This window comes from Bradyrhizobium sp. 613_E4_N2_2, assembly GCF_052075995.1.
Taxonomy (GTDB): Bacteria; Pseudomonadota; Alphaproteobacteria; order Rhizobiales; family Xanthobacteraceae; genus Bradyrhizobium; species Bradyrhizobium barranii.
The window spans coordinates 2071730-2090252 of sequence record NZ_CP197234.1 but is presented as its reverse complement, the minus strand read 5'-3'; the positions used below and the strand labels follow the sequence as shown (position 1 = coordinate 2090252).

The 18523-nt window shown below is 65.7% G+C and carries 13 protein-coding genes; 2 read left to right on the top strand and 11 right to left on the bottom strand.

Going from position 1 to position 18523, the window contains the following annotated elements; all coding sequences use genetic code 11:
- Positions 1-157: 157 nt before the first annotated feature.
- Both AB7290_RS09890 and AB7290_RS09885 read left to right on the top strand, forming a co-directional pair.
- A complete protein-coding gene (locus AB7290_RS09890; protein WP_085399520.1) occupies positions 158-1984 on the top strand; it encodes an aminopeptidase P family protein in 1827 nt (608 codons plus the stop codon).
- A gap of 321 nt (positions 1985-2305) precedes the next feature.
- Positions 2306-3586 carry a multidrug effflux MFS transporter gene (locus tag AB7290_RS09885; protein ID WP_085399521.1) on the top strand — a complete coding sequence of 427 codons (1281 nt, stop codon included), beginning with the start codon at positions 2306-2308 and terminating at the stop codon, positions 3584-3586.
- A 227-nt stretch (positions 3587-3813) separates the two neighbouring features.
- Here the strand turns inward: AB7290_RS09885 and ligA are convergent, their stop codons facing one another.
- The 11 genes from ligA to murC form a co-directional block, all read right to left on the bottom strand.
- The gene (gene ligA / locus AB7290_RS09880; RefSeq protein WP_085399285.1) at positions 3814-5967 is read right to left on the bottom strand and encodes an NAD-dependent DNA ligase LigA; all 2154 of its coding nucleotides are present in this window, start codon (positions 5965-5967) and stop codon (positions 3814-3816) included.
- Positions 5968-6121: 154 nt separating this feature from the next.
- Complete coding sequence (gene recN, locus AB7290_RS09875) at positions 6122-7792, bottom strand: DNA repair protein RecN (protein WP_085399284.1); 1671 nt, start codon at positions 7790-7792, stop codon at positions 6122-6124.
- Between the two features lie 23 nt (positions 7793-7815).
- Positions 7816-8703 carry an outer membrane protein assembly factor BamD gene (locus AB7290_RS09870; RefSeq protein ID WP_085399283.1) on the bottom strand — a complete coding sequence of 296 codons (888 nt, stop codon included), beginning with the start codon at positions 8701-8703 and terminating at the stop codon, positions 7816-7818.
- 259 nt (positions 8704-8962) lie between these two features.
- Entirely contained in the window at positions 8963-9925 is a 963-nt protein-coding gene (gene lpxC, locus AB7290_RS09865; protein ID WP_085399282.1) for a UDP-3-O-acyl-N-acetylglucosamine deacetylase, read from the bottom strand.
- Between the two features lie 364 nt (positions 9926-10289).
- On the bottom strand, positions 10290-12083 hold the full coding sequence (gene ftsZ, locus AB7290_RS09860) for a cell division protein FtsZ (protein WP_085399281.1): 1794 nt from the start codon (positions 12081-12083) through the stop codon (positions 10290-10292).
- Positions 12084-12170: 87 nt separating this feature from the next.
- The gene (gene ftsA / locus AB7290_RS09855) at positions 12171-13493 is read right to left on the bottom strand and encodes a cell division protein FtsA (RefSeq protein ID WP_071910400.1); all 1323 of its coding nucleotides are present in this window, start codon (positions 13491-13493) and stop codon (positions 12171-12173) included.
- The gene (locus AB7290_RS09850; RefSeq protein ID WP_085399280.1) at positions 13490-14518 is read right to left on the bottom strand and encodes a cell division protein FtsQ/DivIB; all 1029 of its coding nucleotides are present in this window, start codon (positions 14516-14518) and stop codon (positions 13490-13492) included. The genes ftsA and AB7290_RS09850 overlap by 4 nt, the downstream gene beginning before the upstream one ends.
- Before the next feature lie 350 nt (positions 14519-14868).
- On the bottom strand, positions 14869-15855 hold the full coding sequence (locus AB7290_RS09845) for a D-alanine--D-alanine ligase family protein (protein ID WP_085399279.1): 987 nt from the start codon (positions 15853-15855) through the stop codon (positions 14869-14871).
- 22 nt (positions 15856-15877) lie between these two features.
- Entirely contained in the window at positions 15878-16798 is a 921-nt protein-coding gene (murB, locus tag AB7290_RS09840; protein WP_085399278.1) for a UDP-N-acetylmuramate dehydrogenase, read from the bottom strand.
- Complete coding sequence (locus tag AB7290_RS09835; protein WP_135214113.1) at positions 16795-17049, bottom strand: hypothetical protein; 255 nt, start codon at positions 17047-17049, stop codon at positions 16795-16797. The genes murB and AB7290_RS09835 overlap by 4 nt, the downstream gene beginning before the upstream one ends.
- The gene (gene murC, locus AB7290_RS09830) at positions 17046-18449 is read right to left on the bottom strand and encodes a UDP-N-acetylmuramate--L-alanine ligase (RefSeq protein WP_085399289.1); all 1404 of its coding nucleotides are present in this window, start codon (positions 18447-18449) and stop codon (positions 17046-17048) included. The genes AB7290_RS09835 and murC overlap by 4 nt, the downstream gene beginning before the upstream one ends.
- Positions 18450-18523: the final 74 nt, after the last annotated feature.

The following is an 18523-nucleotide window of genomic DNA, read 5'->3' as shown; positions in this document are numbered from 1 at the left end:
CACCCGCTCGAATTTCCCTGTTATCCGGACGAAGCGCAACTGCTGCATCCTGTACTCCACTCAATTCGAATGGACCATTTTCAAGCACGGTCCGTGCCAGATGCGACCCCAAATGCGTCTACATTGCGGACTGATCCTCATGATCCTAAACTGAGCCATGTTCGAAGCACACTTCCAGACATTCGAGGAGCCCGAGGCCGGCGTCGCATTGACGGCGCGCCTGGCCGCGCTCCGTGAAGAACTCGCCCGCCGCAAGCTGACCGGCTTCGTCGTTCCGCGCGCCGATCAGCAGCAGAACGAGTATGTGCCCCCCTCGGAAGAGCGGCTGGCCTGGCTGACCGGCTTTACCGGTTCCGCAGGATTGGCGGTGGTGCTGACGCATGAGGCCGCGGTCTTCGTCGACGGCCGCTACACGATCCAGGCGGCCAAGCAGGTCGACGCAAAGGCCTGGGCGGTGGAATCGCTGATCGATCCGCCGCCGGAGAGCTGGGTATCGACGCACCTGAAGGCCGGCGACCGCCTCGGATTTGATCCGTGGCTGCACACTTCTTCGGCAGCCGAGCGCCTCGCCGCCGCCTGCGCCAAGGCCGGCGCCGAGCTGATCGCCGTCGACAGCAACCCGGTCGACGCGATCTGGCAGGACCGGCCGCAGCCGCCGCTGGCCCCTGTCGCCGTGCACAGCCTGCAAAATGCCGGGGTCGCCGAGGCCGAGAAGATCACGCAAATCAAAAGCGAGATCGCCAAGCTCGGCGTCGACGCGCTGGTGCTCTCCGACAGCCACGCCGTGGCCTGGACCTTCAACATCCGCGGCGCCGACGTCGCCCATACGCCACTGCCGCTGTCCTACGCGCTGGTGCCGAAGGACGGCCGGCCGACCGTGTTCATCGACCACCGAAAACTCTCCAATTTGACCCGCGACCATCTGGAACAGTCCGCCGACGTGCGCGAGCCCGATGCGATGGCACCGACGCTGATGGCGCTCGCCAAGAGCGGCGCCGCGATCGCACTCGACAATGCCACCGCGGCCGACGCGCTCAGCCGGCTGATCGCAAGCGCCGGCGGCAAGCCGGTGCGCGGCAGCGATCCGATTGCGCTGCTCAAGGCCGTCAAGAACGCGACCGAGATCAAGGGCACACGGACGGCGCATCGCCGCGACGCCGTGGCGCTGGCGCGCTTCCTCGCCTTCGTCGACCGCGAGGCATCAAGCGGCAAGCTGACCGAGATCGACGCGGTCGAAGCGCTTGAGACGTTCCGCCGCGACACCGGCGCGCTGAAGGACGTCTCGTTCCCGACCATATCAGGCACCGGCCCGAACGGCGCCATCGTGCACTACCGCGTCACCCGCAAGAGCAACCGGCGCATCGCGCCGGGCGACCTGCTGCTGATCGATTCCGGTGCGCAATATGAAGACGGCACCACCGACGTCACCCGTACCATGGCCGTGGGCGAGCCGACGGAGGAGATGCGCGACCGCTTCACCCGGGTACTGCGCGGCCACATCGCGATCGCGCGCGCGGTGTTTCCCGACGGCACGACCGGCGCGCAGCTCGACACGCTGGCGCGGCAATATCTCTGGGCCGCCGGCGTCGATTTCGAGCACGGCACCGGCCACGGCGTCGGCAGCTATCTCAGTGTGCACGAAGGACCGGCGCGGATCTCGAAGCTCGGCACGACGCCGCTGAAACGCGGCATGATCCTCTCCAACGAGCCCGGTTATTACAAGACCGACGGCTTCGGCATCCGCATCGAGAACCTCGAGCTGGTGGTCGCCGCCGACATCGAGGGTGCCGAGAAGCCGATGAACGCGTTCGAGACGCTGACCCTGGCGCCGATCGACCGGCGCCTGGTCGATGTCGCGATGCTGGGCAAGGACGAGCTCGACTGGCTCAATGCCTACCACGCGCGCGTCCGCGCCGAGGTGCGGCCGGCACTGGACGAGGCGACGAAGGCCTGGCTCGATCAGGCCACGGCGGAACTGACGTAGAGCTCGGCCTGCGGGGCACGATGCATAGCTCTACGCGATTTGCGCAACGCTGTTTCCCCACCCATCGCTGTCATTCCCCGCGAAAGCGGGGAATCCAGTATTCCAGAGACAGCAAACGCATGCGGAAAGGCCGCGGCGTACTGGATCACCCGCCTTCGCGGGCGATGACACCGCCCTTAAGGCACGAGCAACGCGCCCAATCGGTCGCCATCGTGCCCTCATCGTAACCGTCCCGAAATCCGAATAGCCGCATTCCGAAACGCCGATATCCGTCTTGCGCGAGCACGCTACAGTCGATTCGACTTCGAAAGACGGACGACTATGCACGGCATGATCAGCAGGCCGCCGGACGCGGCGACGAAAAACATCGCGACCTCGCGCGTGGTGTTGCTGCTGCTGGTCGTCATGACCGGGATCGCGCCGATCTCGCTCTACATCCTGGTTCCGGCGCTGCCAGTGCTGGCGACGACGTTCGGCCGCGACATCTCGATCGCGCAGATGACGGTGTCGCTGTACATGGTCGGCATCGCGCTGTCGCAGCTCATCATGGGACCGCTGTCGGACAGGTTCGGCCGGCGTCCGGTGCTGCTTGGCGGCCTCGCGCTGATGGTCGCGGCGAGCGTCGCCTGCATCTTCGCCGAAACCCTGCCGCAACTGATCGCAGCGCGCTTCTTCCAGGCGCTCGGCGGCGCCTCCGGCATGGTGGTGAGCCGCGCCATCATCCGCGATATCTACGAGCGCGACCGCGTCGCCTCCATGATCAGCCTCGTGGTCGCAGCGCTCATGATCGGCCAGATGGTCTCACCGCTCACCGGCGGCCTGATCGAGACCGCATTCGGCTGGCGGGCAATCTTCTACGCCGTCACGATCGGTGCGATCGCGGTCGCAATCGGCATCGCGATCGCGCTGCCCGAAACCCGCCGCGATCGCGCGGTCGGCAGCGGCGGGTTTCGCAGCGACGTCGGCACCCTGATCAAGAGCCGCGCCTTCATCGGCTATGTGATGTGCCAGGTGCTGGCGTCCCAGATTATCTTCACCTTCGCCGGCGGCGGCCCCTACATCGTGGTGACGCAGATGGGCCGGACCAGCGCCGAATATGGCGCCTGGTTCGCGACAACAGGCTTTGCATATCTCGTCGGCAATCTGCTCTGCGTGCGCTTCGCGCCGCGACACTCGCTGGAAAGACTGATCTGGTTCGGGCTCGGCCTGCAACTCTGCGGCAGCCTGTTGAACCTGCTCTGGAGCTTCACCGGCTGGAACGAGGCTCCGAGCTGGCTATTCGGCACGCAGATGATCGTGATGGTCGGCAATGCCTTCGTGATGGCGAACTCCGCCGCCGGCGCCATCAGCATCCGCCCTGAAGCCGCCGGCACCGCATCAGGCGCGATGGGCTTCCTCCAGCAGGGCATCGGCGCGCTGATGTCGCAATTCGGCGCCTATCTCGGTGGCCATTCCGCAACGACGCGGCCGCTGACCTCGGCGGTGCTGGCGATCTCGCTGCTCTGCGCCTGCATGATGATCTTCGTCGTTCCTCGCCGCGAGGTAGTGGTGAGCGAGGAGTTGATCGAGCAGGCGGAGGAGGAAGAGACGGGGATGATGTGAGGGGAGCGATTGGCCTCGCGCCAATCTCGGTGTCATTCCCCGCGACCCGGCTACGCCAAGGCTTCGCCGGGGCTGAGGTCCAGGGCCGCCGAAGCTTTAGCGTAGGCGGCAAGCGGGGAATCCAGTACGCCGCGGCCCATCGGTTCTATCACAGCCGTCTCGGAGTACTGGATCGCCCGGTCAAGCCGGGCGACGACAGCGGAGTGAGTGGCGCGAGCGCGCCCCTCTCACTCCCCGATCAGCGTCAGCCACTCGTCCTCAGTCAACACCTTGACGCCGTGCTTGTTGGCTTCCGCGAGCTTGGAGCCCGCGCCCGGGCCGGCGACGACGAGGTCGGTCTTCTTCGACACCGAGCCCGACACCTTCGCCCCGAGACGCTCCGCGGTCGCCTTGGCCTCGTCGCGCGTCATCTTCTCCAGCGATCCCGTGAACACCACCGTCTTGCCGGCGACGGCGGAGTTGCTCTTCGGCTTCTCGGCGTCGATGATCTCGACTTCCTTGGTCAGCCGCTCGACGATGCCGCGATTGTGGCTCTCGCCGAAATAGTCGGCGATGCTCTTGATCACGGTGTCGCCAATCTGATCCAGCGCGTCCATCTCGGCCATCGCCTCCTCGTCGCCCTTGGCGACCTTGAGACAGGCGTCGTGGAAGGCGTCCCACGAGCCATAGCCGCGTGCGAGCGCCAGCGCCGTGGTCTCGCCGACATGACGCATCCCGAGCGCATAGACGAAGCGCTCCAGCGCGATTCTGCGCCGGCTTTCGATGGCGCCGAACAGGTTGCGCACCGACGTTGCGCCGTAGCCCTCGATCTCCTCGAGCTTCAGCTTCGCATTGCGCTTCTCCAGCGTGAAGATGTCGGCGGGCTCCTTCACCCATCCCTCGTCGAAGAAATACTGGAGCTGCTTCTCGCCAAGACCGTCGATGTCGAAGGCGCGCCGCGACACGAACAGCTTGAGGTGCTCGATCTTCTGATAGGGACAGGCGAATTCGCCCGTGCAGCGGGCGCGCGAGCCCTCTTCGCCGGCCGCCGTCTCCTCGCGCGTGACGTCGGTGTGCAGCGGGCACGGGCACTTCGTCGGGAAGTGGAATTCCTTTGCGCTCTTCGGCCGCTTGTCGAGGACGACGTCGACCACCTGCGGGATGACGTCGCCGGCACGCTGGATCACGACGGTGTCGCCGATCCTGATATCGCGCCCCTCGCGCAGCACCTCGCCCTTGTTGCCGATGCCCTTGATGTAGTCCTCGTTGTGCAGGGTGACGTTCTGCACGATCACGCCGCCGACGCCGACCGGTTCGAGCTTGCCGACCGGCGTGAACGAGCCGGTGCGGCCGACCTGGATCTCGATGTCGCGCAGCACCGTCACGGCGCGCTCGGCCGGGAATTTGTGCGCGATGCCCCAGCGCGGCGTGCGTGAGACGAAGCCGAGCCGTTCCTGCCAGTCGATGCGGTCGACCTTGTAGACGACGCCGTCGATGTCGTAATCGAGCTTTGCGCGCTGCTCCTCGATCGACTGATGGAACGCGAGCAACTCCTCGACGGAATGACAGAGCCTGGTCAACGGATTGGTCTTGAAGCCGCAGCGCTCGAACCAGCCGATCATGCCGCTCTGCGTACCCTCCGGCATCGCGCTCATCTCGCCCCAGGCATAGGCGAAGAAGCCCAGGGGGCGCGAGGCGGTGATGGTCGGGTCCTTCTGCCGGAGCGAGCCTGCGGCCGAATTGCGCGGATTGGCGAACGGCGCCTCGCCGGCCTCGACCTGCTTCTTGTTGAGTGTCAGGAAGGCCCTCTTGGTCATGTAGACCTCGCCGCGCACCTCGCAGATGTCAGGGACGTTGCGGCCTTTCAGCTTCTGCGGCACGTCTTCGAGGGTGCGGATGTTGGCGGTGACGTCCTCGCCTTCGGCGCCATCACCGCGGGTCGCCGCGGTGACGAGCTCGCCGCCCTCGTAGCGCAGCGACATCGAGAGGCCGTCGATCTTCGGCTCGGCCGAGAAATCGACCTTGTCGTCGTCGAGCTTCAGGAAGCGCACGATGCGGCCGACGAAGTCGCGGACGTCCTCTTCGGCAAACGCGTTGTCGAGCGACAGCATCGGAACGGAATGCCGGACTTTCCTGAAGCGACCCGACGGTGCCGCGCCGACTTTCTGGGACGGCGACTCCGCGCTGACGAAATCCGGAAAGCGCTTTTCGATCGCGTTGAAGCGCTGGCGCAACGCGTCGTACTCGGCGTCGGTCACGGTGGGCGCGTCGTCTTGATAATAGCGCCTGTCGTGCTCTTCGAGTTCGAGTGCGAGCCGCATGTGCTCGACCTTGGCCTGCGCCTTGGTGAGGTCGGCGACGTCGCGAAGCGGCCTTGCTTTGGATTTTGCTGCTCTTGCCATGGTGCTTGGATACGACGGAGCGGGCGGGAGGGTAAAGGCGGTTGGTCTCGTGCCCCGGACGCTGCGCAGCGCGGAGCCGTGCGCTGCAGAGCCGGGGCCTGTGTGGCGGCATTCCGTGTCCCGGCTCGCGCTACGCGCATCCGGGACACAAAGTCTAACTCGCCGCCTTGAGCAGCCGATCGGCGGCCGCCCTCGCCTCGGCCGTGATCTCGGCGCCGGCGAGCATGCGGGCGATCTCCTCGCGGCGGTGGTCGGCGGCCAGCGCATTGACGCGGGTGGCGACGCGCTTGCCCTTGTCGAGGGCGTCCTTGGAGATCAGCAGATGCTGGCCGGCACGGGCGGCGACCTGCGGGGCGTGGGTCACGGCCATCACCTGCACCTTGCCGGCAAGCCGCGCCAGCCGTCCACCGATGGCGTCTGCGACCGCACCGCCGACCCCGGTGTCGATTTCGTCGAACACCAGCGTCGGCGCCGAGCCGCGGTCGGACAGCACGACCTTGAGCGCCAGCAGGAAGCGCGAGAGCTCGCCGCCGGAAGCGACCTTCATCATCGGACCCGGCTTGGTGCCGGGATTGGTCTGCACCCAGAACTCGACGCGGTCGAAACCTTGCGGGCCCGGCGCGGCCTCATCGGTCTCGACCTGCGTCATGAACTTGGCGCGTTCGAGCTTGAGCGGCGCGAGCTCGGCGTTGACCGCCTTGTTGAGCTTGTCCGCCGACTTCTGCCGCGCCATCGACAGTTTCTTGGCGGCAGCGGCATAGCGCGCGTCGGCCTCGATTGCCGCCTGCTCCAGCTTCTTCAACCGCGAAGCACCGGCATCGATCAGGACGACATCGGCGGCGTATTTGGCGGCAAGCGCGGCGAGGCCATCGACCGGCGTCGAATATTTGCGCGAGGCGGCGCGTAGCGCGAACAGCCGCTCCTCGATGCGCTCGAGCTCACCCGGATCGAAGTCGGTCGCGGCGAGCGCGGCCAGGAGATGCTGGTCGGCTTCCTCCAGCGCGTTGATCGCGGTGTCGATCGCCTTCACGGCGGGCTCGACCAGCGCCGGCGAGTTGACACCGCGCCGCTCCAGCCGGCGCACCGCGGCCGACAGGGAGGCGACCGGCGAATGATTGCCGCCGACGGCTTCCTGCGCCTCCCGCAAATCGGAGGCGATCTTCTCGCCCTGCATCATGGTTGTGCGGCGACCGGCGAGCGAGGTCTCCTCGCCTTCCTTGGGCGCGAGCTGCTTCAGCTCGTCGGAGGCGTGGCGCAGATAGTCGGCCTCGCGCGCGGCGCGCTCCATGGCGGCGCGGTGCTCTTCCAGCGCGGCGCTGGCCGTGCGGCGCGCGTCCCAGAGCGCTTCGACCGCGGTGACGTCCTTTTCGAGCCCGGCAAAGGCGTCGAGCAGGCGGCGGTGGGTGGCGGCATCGACCAGCGCGCGCTCGTCATGCTGGCCATGGATCTCGACCAGGGCACCACCGACCGCCTTCAGCGTCTGCACGCTGATCGACTGGTCGTTGATGAAGGCACGGGTGCGGCCGTCGGCGAGTTGCACCCGGCGGAGAATCATCTCGCCGGTATCATCCAGGCCGTTCTCGGCCAGAATCCTCGTCGCGGGGTGATTTTTGGGGATATCGAAGACGGCGGTGACCTGCCCCTGCTCCGCGCCATGGCGCACGAGCCCGGCGTCGCCGCGGCCGCCAAGCGCCAGTGCAAAGGCATCGAGCAGGATGGATTTGCCCGCACCGGTCTCACCGGTCAAAACCGCAAGTCCGGTGGCGAATTCGATATCGAGCCGCTCGATCAGGACGATGTCACGGATCGACAGACGCGCCAGCATGGAATCAAATTTCCTAGCCGAGACTATAGGCCTATCTTCTTGAAGGCCCTGCTCATCCAGGAACCCTGATTCTCGCTCGGCTCGAGACCCCCGGATTTTACAAGATTATAGGCGTCCTTGTACCAGCGGCTGTCAGGAAAATTGTGGCCAAGCACCGCGGCTGCGGTCTGCGCCTCGGCGACGATGCCGATCGTCATATAGGCCTCGGTGAGCCGGAACAGAGCCTCCTCGACATGGCGGGTGGTCTGGTACTGCGTGACGACGGCCTTGTAGCGGTTGATCGCGGCCGTGTAGTCGCGCTTCTGCATGTAATAGCGGCCGACATTCATCTCCTTGCCGGCGAGCTGGTCGCGCGCACCCTCGATCTTGGCCTTGGCCGAGGTCGCATATTCCGAGTTCGGATATTTGCGGTTCACCTCTTCCAGCGCGGCGATCGCCTTCTCGGTGCGGGCCTGGTCGCGGCTGATGTCCGGGATCTGATCGTAATGGGAGGCGGCGATCAGGTATTGCGCATAGGCCGCGTCCGGGCTGCCGGGATGCAGCGTGACGTAGCGGGTCGCGGCGCCGATGCAGCCGTCATAGTCGCCGCCCTGGTAGGAGGCATAGGCCGACATCAACAGCGATTTGCGGGCCCAGTCGGAATAAGGATGCTGGCGGTCGACCTCTTCGAACTTCTTGTTCGCCCCCTTCATGTCCTTCTTCTCGTTCATGAGGTACAGGCCCTCATTATAGATCTTGTCGGCGGGCTCCTCGGTGAAGGTGTCGTCCTTGGCGGTGAACTTGTCCCAGAGCGCGCCGGTGCCGCAGCCGGCCAGCGGCAGCGCGAGCACCAAGAAGGTGGCGGCTTGAAGCAGCCCGCGGACTCCAGGCGAGACCGAGAGATATCCGCGCGTCATACGCTGTGCCGACATGAATTTAAGCCCTGACGCCCTGTGATGCGGTGTCCGCCAGCCCATGAACCCCGTCATGGGCGCGAAATGTAGCCGTGGCGCCTGCCATGCGACCACGCCGTGTAACCGAAAAACGATCTCGAACCAACCGGATAGGCAGGCATTTCGCCCGGATTAAGGCGAACGCGCCGCAATCCTAGCCGATCATCGTTACCAGGAGTTTCCCGGGAGCCGCCGCCAAACGCCGGCGGCAACAGAACGCCAGTGGCGACAGGTCTCTTCAGGACACGTCCGGCCCGTAGGCTGCGGCGATCCGCCCGCCGACGATGCCGCGACCGACTTCGCCCACGGGACGCGTGGCGCGGCGGACCGCCTCGCCCTCGACCACCCGCCAGGCGGTACGGTCGGCGAGCAGCGCGGTCAGGACAGCGTGGTTGAGCTTGTGACCGCCACGCACCGAGCGGTAGGCGCCAAGCAGCGGCAGGCCGGCCAGCGCGAGATCACCGATCACGTCCAGCACCTTGTGGCGGGCGCATTCATCGGCGTAGCGCAGGCCCTCGGTGTTGAGCAGCCGCTCGTCGTCGAACACGACGGTATTGTCGAAGGAGGCGCCGAGTGCGTAACCCGCGCTCCAGAGCCGGGCAACGTCGCACATCAGGCCGAAAGTCCGGGCGCGACCGACTTCGCGGCGGAAGCGCTCCGGGCTCAGGTCGAAGCCGTAGCTCTGCTGGCCGATGACGGGATTGGTGAAGTCGATCTCGATATCAACGCGGAACCCGTTGGCGTAGGGCCGGATCTCGCCGAAGGAGTCACCGACCTTGGCCGAGATCGGCTTCAAAACCTGAATGAAGCGGCGCTGTGCCGGCTGGCTGACGATGCCGGCCTGGTCGATCGCGGCAATGAAGGCCGCGGCGCTGCCGTCCATGATCGGCACTTCCGGTCCGTCGATCTCGATGGTGGCGTTGTCGACGCCCATGCCCCGCAGCGCCGCAAGCACGTGCTCGGCGGTCGAAACCAACGGGCCGTCACGATCGCCGAGGACGGTGGCGAAGTCGGTCGCGATCACCTGGTCGGCGGTCGCCTGAATCTCACGGTCACTTCCCTCGAGGCCGGTGCGGACAAAAACAAACCCCGCATCGACGGGCGCAGGCCCAAGCGTGAGAGTGACGGGAAGCCCGGAATGAACGCCAACGCCGGCCACTGTGGCTTGCGCACGAAGCGTTGTTTGCCGGCTAAATTTCATCAGGAATCCGCCCCACTACGACCCACTGCGACTTATACTAGGCCCGCTTGGCCGGCCAGTGCCGACGGTTGCGAATCTCCGTATCCCCAAGTCACGGCAAACCATAGTCACAGCCTCAAACAGCGCCAACTCACGCTTTTTTACCGATTGTTACCCCAAACCTGCCGTATTCGCGCCAAGGCTTAACCAAATTGCGCCGGAGTTTGGGACCGTTATCGGCAGTTTTACTGAACCACCAAATGCGTAATTAATGATTTAAAATCAGTTGTTTGATGCCGCAATCCGGGCATGCACGGGACCAAAGGAAAGGTCCCGGCAAGCTTCCCGCCGGGACCTTTTTTCGTCAGCCCTATTGTAACAATCCTCAGGTCGCCTGACGCCTCAGGAAGGCCGGGATATCAAGATGGTCGTCACCCTGTGGCGCCGGCGCAACAGGCGCCGGGCGGCCATGCATGTCCAGGCCCTGAGGCGCAGGACGGCGGGCATACTCCGATACCGGCTCGCTCGCCGCGATCTGCTGCGCCACGCTCTTCTGGGGCCGGCGATCGGGCAGCGGCGGCATCGCGGGACCGGCGGTGCGGGCTGCGACCGGCGCCTCACTCTCCTCGTCGCGGCGGCCGAGGCCGACATTGGCGAGGCGCTGGAGCAACGACAGGCGGGTCTTCTGCGGGGTCTCTTCTTCAACCTCGCCGCGGGCCTGGCGAAGCTCGGCCTGGGCCGGCATCGGCAGTTCGTCGATACGCGGCATCCGCGGTGCACGGACCGGCCCACGCTCGGCCTGCGGCGGGATGAAGGTTTCCGGCGTCATCGGCTCCTGCATCGCGACCGGGGCCATGTCAGGCTCCGGAAACAGCGTCGGCTTCTGCGCGATCGGGCGTACCGTGACGTCGCCATAGGTCTGCATCGGCGCGGGCGCCTGCGGGACCTCGGCAACGGCAGCCGCGATGGCGGCCAGCGCGGCGCGCTCGACATTCGGACGCGGCGCGGTCGGGGCGGCGGCCGGGATCTGGGCTTCCAGCTTCTGGGCGCGCTCGGCCATGCGCTGATTGTCGGCGCGCAGACGCGCGGTCAGGTCGGCGAGACGGCTCTCGGCAGCGGCCGGAGCAGCGGGAGCCTGCTGCACCTGCTGGATCTGCTGCGGCGCCGCGTTCGCGACCGGGGCGCTGGTGGCCTGGGTGTTGCGGGCGATCGTTGCCTGCTCGATGCCGGTGGCGACGACCGAGACGCGGATCAGGCCGTCGAGCGCTTCGTCGAAGGTCGCGCCGACGATGATGTTGGCGTCCTGATCGACTTCCTCGCGGATGCGGGTCGCGGCTTCGTCAACCTCGAACAAGGTGAGGTCCTTGCCGCCGGTGATCGAGATGAGGAGGCCCTTGGCACCCTTCATCGAGCTATCGTCGATCAGCGGGTTGGCGATCGCGGCTTCAGCGGCGGTCAGCGCGCGCTTGTCACCCGAAGCTTCGCCGGTACCCATCATCGCCTTGCCCATCTCGCGCATGACGGCGCGAACGTCGGCGAAGTCGAGGTTGATCAGACCTTCCTTGACCATCAGGTCGGTGATGCAGGCAACGCCGGAGTAAAGCACCTGGTCGGCCATCGCGAAGGCGTCGGCGAAAGTGGTCTTCTCGTTGGCGACCCGGAACAGGTTCTGGTTCGGGATGATCAGGAGCGTGTCGACGACCTTGTGCAGCTCGTTGATGCCGGCCTCGGCGGTGCGCATGCGGCGGCCGCCCTCGAAGTGGAACGGCTTGGTCACGACGCCGACGGTGAGGATGCCCATGTCGCGCGCGGTCTTGGCGATGACGGGAGCAGCACCGGTGCCGGTGCCGCCGCCCATGCCGGCGGTGACGAACACCATGTTGGCGCCCGAGAGATGGTCGCGCAGTTCATCGATCACCTCTTCCGCCGCCGCCGCGCCGACGTTCGGCTGCGAACCCGCGCCGAGGCCTTGCGTGACCGCCGTGCCCATCTGCACGATGCGCTGCGCCTTCGACATCGTCAGCGCCTGCGCGTCGGTGTTGGCGACCACGAAGTCGACGCCCTGGAGGCCCGCCGTGATCATGTTGTTGACGGCGTTGCCACCGGCGCCACCGACGCCGAACACGGTGATCCGGGGCTTCAATTCGTGAATATCAGGAACATTGATGCTGATGGTCATGTTTGCCTCTCGATCACGCGCGCGTGGGTTCGCCCCGGCCGGCGGCCGCGGGAGTTGGTGAAATGCGAAGGTTGCGGAACCGGTTCATCAGAAGCCCTCGCGTAGCCATCGTCCGACCTTTCCAAAATAACCGCCCGTCCCTGTCTTGACCTGCTGCCGCGTATGCCGCGGTTCGACATGCTCGTGATGAACATATTGCGGGTAGACGAGGAGCCCGGCCGGCACCGCGAACGCGGCGTTCTTCGCCTCGTTGGGCAGCCGGCCGAAACCGAGCGGACGTCCGACCCGCACGGGCCGGCCGAGAATCTGTGTGCCGAGTTCGACGAGGCCGGTCAGCTGCGAGGCGCCGCCGGAGAGCACGACGCGGCCGTTGGGCTCTGAGGCGAAGGGCGAATCCTTCAGCTTGTCCCGAACCATTTCGAAGACTTCCTCGGCACGGTGCTTGACGATGTTGGCGATGGTGGCGCGGGAGACGATCTGCGGCAGATCCTGCTCGTCACCGGCTGTCGGTACAGACATCAGCTCACGCGAGTCCGATCCGCCGGTGATGACGGTCCCATATAACGTCTTGATTCGCTCGGCATCGGCAATGGTCGCGGAGAGTCCGCGCGCGAGATCCATCGTGATGTGTTGCCCGCCGACCGCAAAGCCCGCCGCATGCACGAAGCGGCCGCCGGAATAGACCGCGATGGTGGTGGTGCCCGCGCCCATCTCGACGACGGCGGCGCCGAGGTCGGCTTCGTCGTCGGTCAGCACCGACAGGCCGGCCACATAGGGGCTCGCCGCCATGGCTTCGACATTGATGTGGCAACGCTCCACCGCCAGCATCAGGTTACGGGCAACGGTGGCCTCGCAGGTGACGACGTTCATGTCGACGCCGAACTGATGCGCGACCATGCCACGCGGATCGCGGATGCCCTTGACGCCGTCGAGCGTATAGCCGACCGGCAGCGCGTGCAGCACGGTGCGGCCCTCGCCGGTGGCGTGGCGCATGCCGGTCGAGGTGACGCGGCTGACATCGGCGGGCGTCACCGCGCCGCCGCGGATGTCGGCCGCAGCTTCGACCAGCTGGCCGGAGAGCCGGCCGCCGGAGACCGACAGCAGCACGGACTCGACCCGCACCTTGGCCATCTTCTCCGCCAGCCCGACGGCCTGGCGTACCGCCTGCTCGCATTCGGCAAGATCGATCACCGCGCCGGCCTTCATGCCGCGCGACTGGATCTGGCTGTAACCGATCAGCTCCACCGCGTGGGTACGGTCGCGCAGGGCTTCGCTCGGCGCCGACGGCCTCAGCCGCGCAATCATGCAGGCGATCTTGCTGGTGCCGATATCGAGGCAGGCGACGATGCCGCCGCGCTTGTGCGGCATCGGGCGCGTCTTCGGGGTCTGGGTGCGATCAAGACCGGTCATGCGGCGTCCCCGGCCTTCTTTTTCTTCTTGTCCTTGAACAGGTCCTCGCGCGCCTTGGCGGCGTCGTCGGACAGCTGCACCACCAGGCGATCGGGCAGGCGCATGTCGACGGCGACGATGTCTCGGGAGAACAGCTTGTCCTCCTTGTCGAGCCTGGACAGCGTCGCGAGGGCGTTGCCGACGTCCTGCTCGGGCAGACGGATGTCGAGGCCATCCTTGAGCCTCAGGTTCCAGCGCCGCTCGCCGACATAGATCGCGGCCTTGGTCACCGAATTGATCTGCGGATAGCGCGCCAGCAGCGCCAGGAAATCGCGCGCCTGGGTGTCGGCGCCCTTGCCGACCACGAGCGGCAGCGACAGGAACCGGCGCGAGACGTAAGGCTCGAGCACCGCGCCGTCATCGGCGATGACGGAGAGCCGGCCGGCCTCTTGCCACAGCGCGAACGCCTGGCGCTCGGTGATGTCGATCATGAGCCGGCCCGGATAGAGCTTCAGCACGGTCGCATCCGCGATCCAGGGATTGGCCTTGAGCTTGTCGCGCACGACGTCGGCGTCGAGGAACAGCAGCGAGGAGCGGCCGCTGACCCCGCCGACCGCGAGGATCTCGTCCTGGCTGAGCTGCTTGCGGCCGTTGATCACGACAGAGGTAATGCGGAAGCCCGCGGAATTGGCCAGCGCGTTGCGGGTGTCGCTGACTGCCGCGATGAAATCCTGGAGGTGGCCGCCCCTGACGATGCCGAAGCCGCAGCTTCCGACCAGCAGCAGAACGGTCATGGTGATCCCGATCCGGCGCGGCGCATAGCGCTCGACCAGCGCGACCACGCGCGGCGGCGGCTCGCGCTCGACGACGGGCTTGGCTTTGGTCTTGGACCTGATCTTGTTCTGGGCGGCAGCGCGCTTCTCGTCGCGCTTGTCCTGCACCCACTCGCGCAGAAGCATGACCGCTCCGATAGCGGCCGCCTTCAGGTCAGCTTGGGGCCTCAGCGATCTCAGAAACGACCGAGTGAGGCTTCCTGCACCATCCATTGCACGAGCTCGTCAACAGTTAGCCCGCGACATCGCGCGGGTCCTGGCGAACATGACGTCTCGGACTTGCCGGGCCGGGTGCTGGTCTTCAGAAGAAGAAAACCTCTCCCCTTCAAAGCGTTCGCTGGAGGTGACATCACCCGCAACAGCCCACGCGCCGGCAGCCAAAGCGTCATATGCGCCGCCAGCGTTAACCTTCGGACGTCCTGGTAAACAAAAGGTAAACTTCGTTAACGCGGGATGCGTTTTGCCCAGGCGTGTGAGGCATTTATGCCGCGATGTCCGGCATTTTACCGGTTTTGGCTTCCAAAATCGGCCATTTCGCCGGTTCGGCCGTTAACCAGTCCTAATTATTTTCTTACGCCCCGCCCGGCGAGCTCGACCAGGCCGCGCAGGAAGTCGACGAACGCGATGCCTTCGGCTTTCAGCGCCTTTGGGTAGAGCGAGGACTTGGTCAACCCGGGCAGCGTGTTGGTCTCGAGATAGATCAGGCCCCTGTCGGAGACGATGAAGTCCGAGCGGGAATAGCCGGTGCAGGACATCGCGCGATGCGCCAGCATCGCCTGCTCCTTCAGCGCAGCGGTGATCTCGGGCGAAAAACGCCCGGGGCAGATCTCCTGGGTCGACTTCAGGAGATATTTTGCGGCGTAGTCGAAATTGCCCTCGCCCGGAATGATTTCGATCGGCGGCAGCGAGATGATCGAGCCGTCGGGGCGCTCCAGCACGCCGCAGGTCGCCTCGACGCCTGCGATGTAGGGCTCGATCACATAGTCTTCGTGCTTCGCGGCATTGCGGACCGCGACGAGATCCTGCTTCGCATTGACGAAGATCAGGCCGTAGCTCGAGCCGTCGCGCGCGGGCTTGGCGATCAGCCGGCCGTATTCGGCGAAGGCCTCGTCGATGTTCTCAAGCGCAACGTTTTCCGGCGGCGTCACGCCGCCGAGCGCGGCAAAATGCTTGGCCGCGATCTTGTCGAAGGCGAGATGCGAGGAGGCCGAGCCCGAGCCGGTGAAGGGCACGCCGCGCGCCTCGCACATCACCTGCAATTCGCCGTTCTCCGCGCGCCCGCCATGCAGGCCGAGCACCAGCACGCGGCCTTCCGTCTTGGCCTGGTCGAGCGCCTGCCCCAGCGGAATGCCCGATGTGCCGGGCTTGAACTCGTCCTCGAATGGACGGGCGTGTTCGAGCAGTTGCTTCGACTGCACGACATGCACCTTGTCCTCGACGTCCCACCACCAGAGATCGGCCTCGGGCAGCGCCTGATGTAACGCCTGGGCTGAGGCGACCGAAACCAGACGCTCCCGGTTGGAGCCGCCGAAGAGGATGGTGATGCGCATGTTCTCTCGTCGCCTGTCCAGGTTAGCCGGGAATTCCAATCCGCTTGATTTCCCAATGTAGCCCAATTCCGGAGTTTGCCTTCACCCGTTCGCGCACGGTCTCGCCCAGCGTCTCGATGTCGTGCGCGGTGGCATCGCCCGTGTTGATCAGGAAATTGCAGTGCATCTCCGAGACCTGCGCGCCGCCGACGCGCAGGCCGCGGCAGCCGGCGGCGTCGACCAGCTCCCAGGCGGAATGGCCGGGCGGGTTCTTGAAGGTCGAGCCGCCGGTCTTTTCGCGGATCGGCTGCGCGGTCTCGCGGTGGTTCTGCACCTCCGCCATGCGCGCGCGGATCGCATCAGTATCCCTGATCTCGCCGCGAAAGCGCGCGGAGGTGAAGATGATGGAGGGGTCGACGCCGCTGTTGCGGTAGACGAACTTCATGTCGGCGTTCGAGAACACGTGCTTGCTGCCGTCCCTTGCAACGCCGGTCGCCTCGATCAACACGTCCTTGGTCTCGCCGCCATTGGCGCCCGCATTCATGCGCAACGCACCGCCGATGGTGCCGGGAATACCGAAATAGAATTCGAGCCCGCCGATATTGGCGGAGGCCGCCACTTCCGCCACGCGCTTGTCGAGCGCGGCAGTTCCAGCGGTGACGACATCGCCGCTCGCGCTCGCCTCGCCAAAGGCGCGCGGCGCCAGCCGAATCACCACGCCCGCAATGCCACCGTCGCGCACGATCAGGTTGGAGCCGACGCCGACGACATAGACGGGAATGTCGGACGCAAGATGCGCGAGGAAGTAAGCGAGATCGTCCTCATCCGCCGGCGTGAACAGCACCTGCGCGGGACCACCGACGCGAAACCAGGTGAGCTCGGCGAGCGACTGGTTGGCGAGCAGTCGTCCGCGAAGTTGCGGCATTGCGGCTTTGAGCTCGGGTGTGATGTCGGGAAAGCTCATTGGACGTACGGAAGGTTTGGAAACCAGACACCACGATGAAGCATCGTGCCCATGTTTGGAACAACATGGTCTTGATCAAGTTCATCAATGCTTCGCACGTCCGTCCAGCTCTCGATCATCGGCTCTTCTATCGGTCGTCCCTTCAGAACCTGCCTTGCTTCGGCTAGAAGATACATCGCATCTTGCCAATCCCGAGCGGTGATACCGAAGCCACCGGGAACATCTCTTAGCTGCAGCCAGAGTACTCTCATCCGAGCGCCTTCAACTGGTCCGGCAGCGCATACGCCCATTGCGTGATGTTGCCGGCACCAAGACACACGACGAGATCGCCCGACTTCGCCAGGCCCTTGACGATACCTGCAAGCTCCGGCGCTGCCGGCAGCGGGATCACCTCGCGGTGGCCATGGGCGCGCAGGCCGGCTACGAAATGATCGCGGTCGATGCCGTCGATCGGCGCCTCGCCGGCGGCATAGACATCGGCGACAACAACCGCATCCGCATCGTTGAAGCAGGTGCAGAATTCCTCGAAAAGCGATTGCAGGCGGGTGTAGCGATGCGGCTGCACCACGGCGACGATCTTGCCGTTGGTGGATTCCCGCGCCGCCTTCAGCACTGCCGCGATCTCGACGGGGTGATGACCGTAATCGTCGATCACCGTGACGCCGTTCCACTCGCCGGTCTTGGTGAAGCGGCGCTTGACGCCGCCGAAGCCTGCGATCGCCTTGCGAATCGCCTCGTCCGACACGCCGAGTTCGCGCGCGACCGCAATCGCGGCCGTCGCGTTCGAGGCGTTGTGGCGTCCCGGCATCGGCAACATGAGATCGGCGATCTCGTGCACGGCGCCGGTCTTGCGATCACGAAACGCGACCTTGAACTTGGAGCCACCGCCCATCGGGGTGAGATCGACGAGCCGCACATCGGCCTGCGGATTCTCGCCATAGGTGATGATGCGGCGATCCTCGATCTTGCCGACGAGGCTCTGCACGACGGGATGGTCGATGCACATCACCGCGAAGCCGTAGAACGGCAGGTTCTCGACGAAATGCCGGAACGCGTCCTGCACCGCCTCGAAGGTCTTGAAGTGATCGAGATGCTCAGGGTCGACATTGGTGACGATCGCGACATCGGTCGGCAGCTTCAGGAACGTGCCATCGCTCTCGTCCGCTTCGACCACCATCCAGTCGCCGGCACCGAGGCGCGCATTCGAGCCATAGGCATTGATGATGCCGCCATTGATCACGGTGGGATCGAGGCCGCCGGCATCGAGCAGCGTTGCGACCATCGTGGTCGTGGTGGTCTTGCCATGGGTGCCGGCGATGGCGACGCAGCTCTTCAGCCGCATCAGCTCGGCCAGCATCTCGGCGCGGCGCACCACGGGAATGCGGCGTTCGCGCGCCGCCATCAGTTCCGGATTGTCGCGCTTGATCGCGGTGGAGACGACGACGACCGCAGCGCCGTCGACATTCTCGGCCTTGTGGCCGACCGAGACCTTTGCACCTGCCTTGCGCAGACGGTCGAGATTGTAATTGTCGGAGGCGTCCGAGCCCTGCACGACATAGCCGAGATTGACCAGCACCTCGGCGATGCCGCTCATGCCGATCCCGCCGATCCCGACGAAGTGGATGGGTCCGATCTCGCGCGGCAGTCTCATGCTCTGTTCCCTGACCTTGCCGCCGGAAAGGCGGCATCTGGCGAAGGTCACGGCCAAATCAGCCGCGCCGTTGT

What these genes read in the sequence shown, in the direction of transcription:
- AB7290_RS09870 (WP_085399283.1), bottom strand. Translation starts at nt 8,703, where the DNA reads ATGTCGGCACAGCGTATGACGCGCGGATATCTCTCGGTCTCGCCTGGA.
- AB7290_RS09890 (WP_085399520.1), top strand. Translation starts at nt 158, where the DNA reads ATGTTCGAAGCACACTTCCAGACATTCGAGGAGCCCGAGGCCGGCGTC.
- AB7290_RS09835 (WP_135214113.1), bottom strand. Translation starts at nt 17,049, where the DNA reads ATGAGAGTACTCTGGCTGCAGCTAAGAGATGTTCCCGGTGGCTTCGGT.
- lpxC (WP_085399282.1), bottom strand. Translation starts at nt 9,925, where the DNA reads ATGAAATTTAGCCGGCAAACAACGCTTCGTGCGCAAGCCACAGTGGCC.
- ftsZ (WP_085399281.1), bottom strand. Translation starts at nt 12,083, where the DNA reads ATGACCATCAGCATCAATGTTCCTGATATTCACGAATTGAAGCCCCGG.
- AB7290_RS09885 (WP_085399521.1), top strand. Translation starts at nt 2,306, where the DNA reads ATGCACGGCATGATCAGCAGGCCGCCGGACGCGGCGACGAAAAACATC.
- ftsA (WP_071910400.1), bottom strand. Translation starts at nt 13,493, where the DNA reads ATGACCGGTCTTGATCGCACCCAGACCCCGAAGACGCGCCCGATGCCG.
- ligA (WP_085399285.1), bottom strand. Translation starts at nt 5,967, where the DNA reads ATGGCAAGAGCAGCAAAATCCAAAGCAAGGCCGCTTCGCGACGTCGCC.
- AB7290_RS09850 (WP_085399280.1), bottom strand. Translation starts at nt 14,518, where the DNA reads ATGGATGGTGCAGGAAGCCTCACTCGGTCGTTTCTGAGATCGCTGAGG.
- murB (WP_085399278.1), bottom strand. Translation starts at nt 16,798, where the DNA reads ATGAGCTTTCCCGACATCACACCCGAGCTCAAAGCCGCAATGCCGCAA.
- murC (WP_085399289.1), bottom strand. Translation starts at nt 18,449, where the DNA reads ATGAGACTGCCGCGCGAGATCGGACCCATCCACTTCGTCGGGATCGGC.
- AB7290_RS09845 (WP_085399279.1), bottom strand. Translation starts at nt 15,855, where the DNA reads ATGCGCATCACCATCCTCTTCGGCGGCTCCAACCGGGAGCGTCTGGTT.
- recN (WP_085399284.1), bottom strand. Translation starts at nt 7,792, where the DNA reads ATGCTGGCGCGTCTGTCGATCCGTGACATCGTCCTGATCGAGCGGCTC.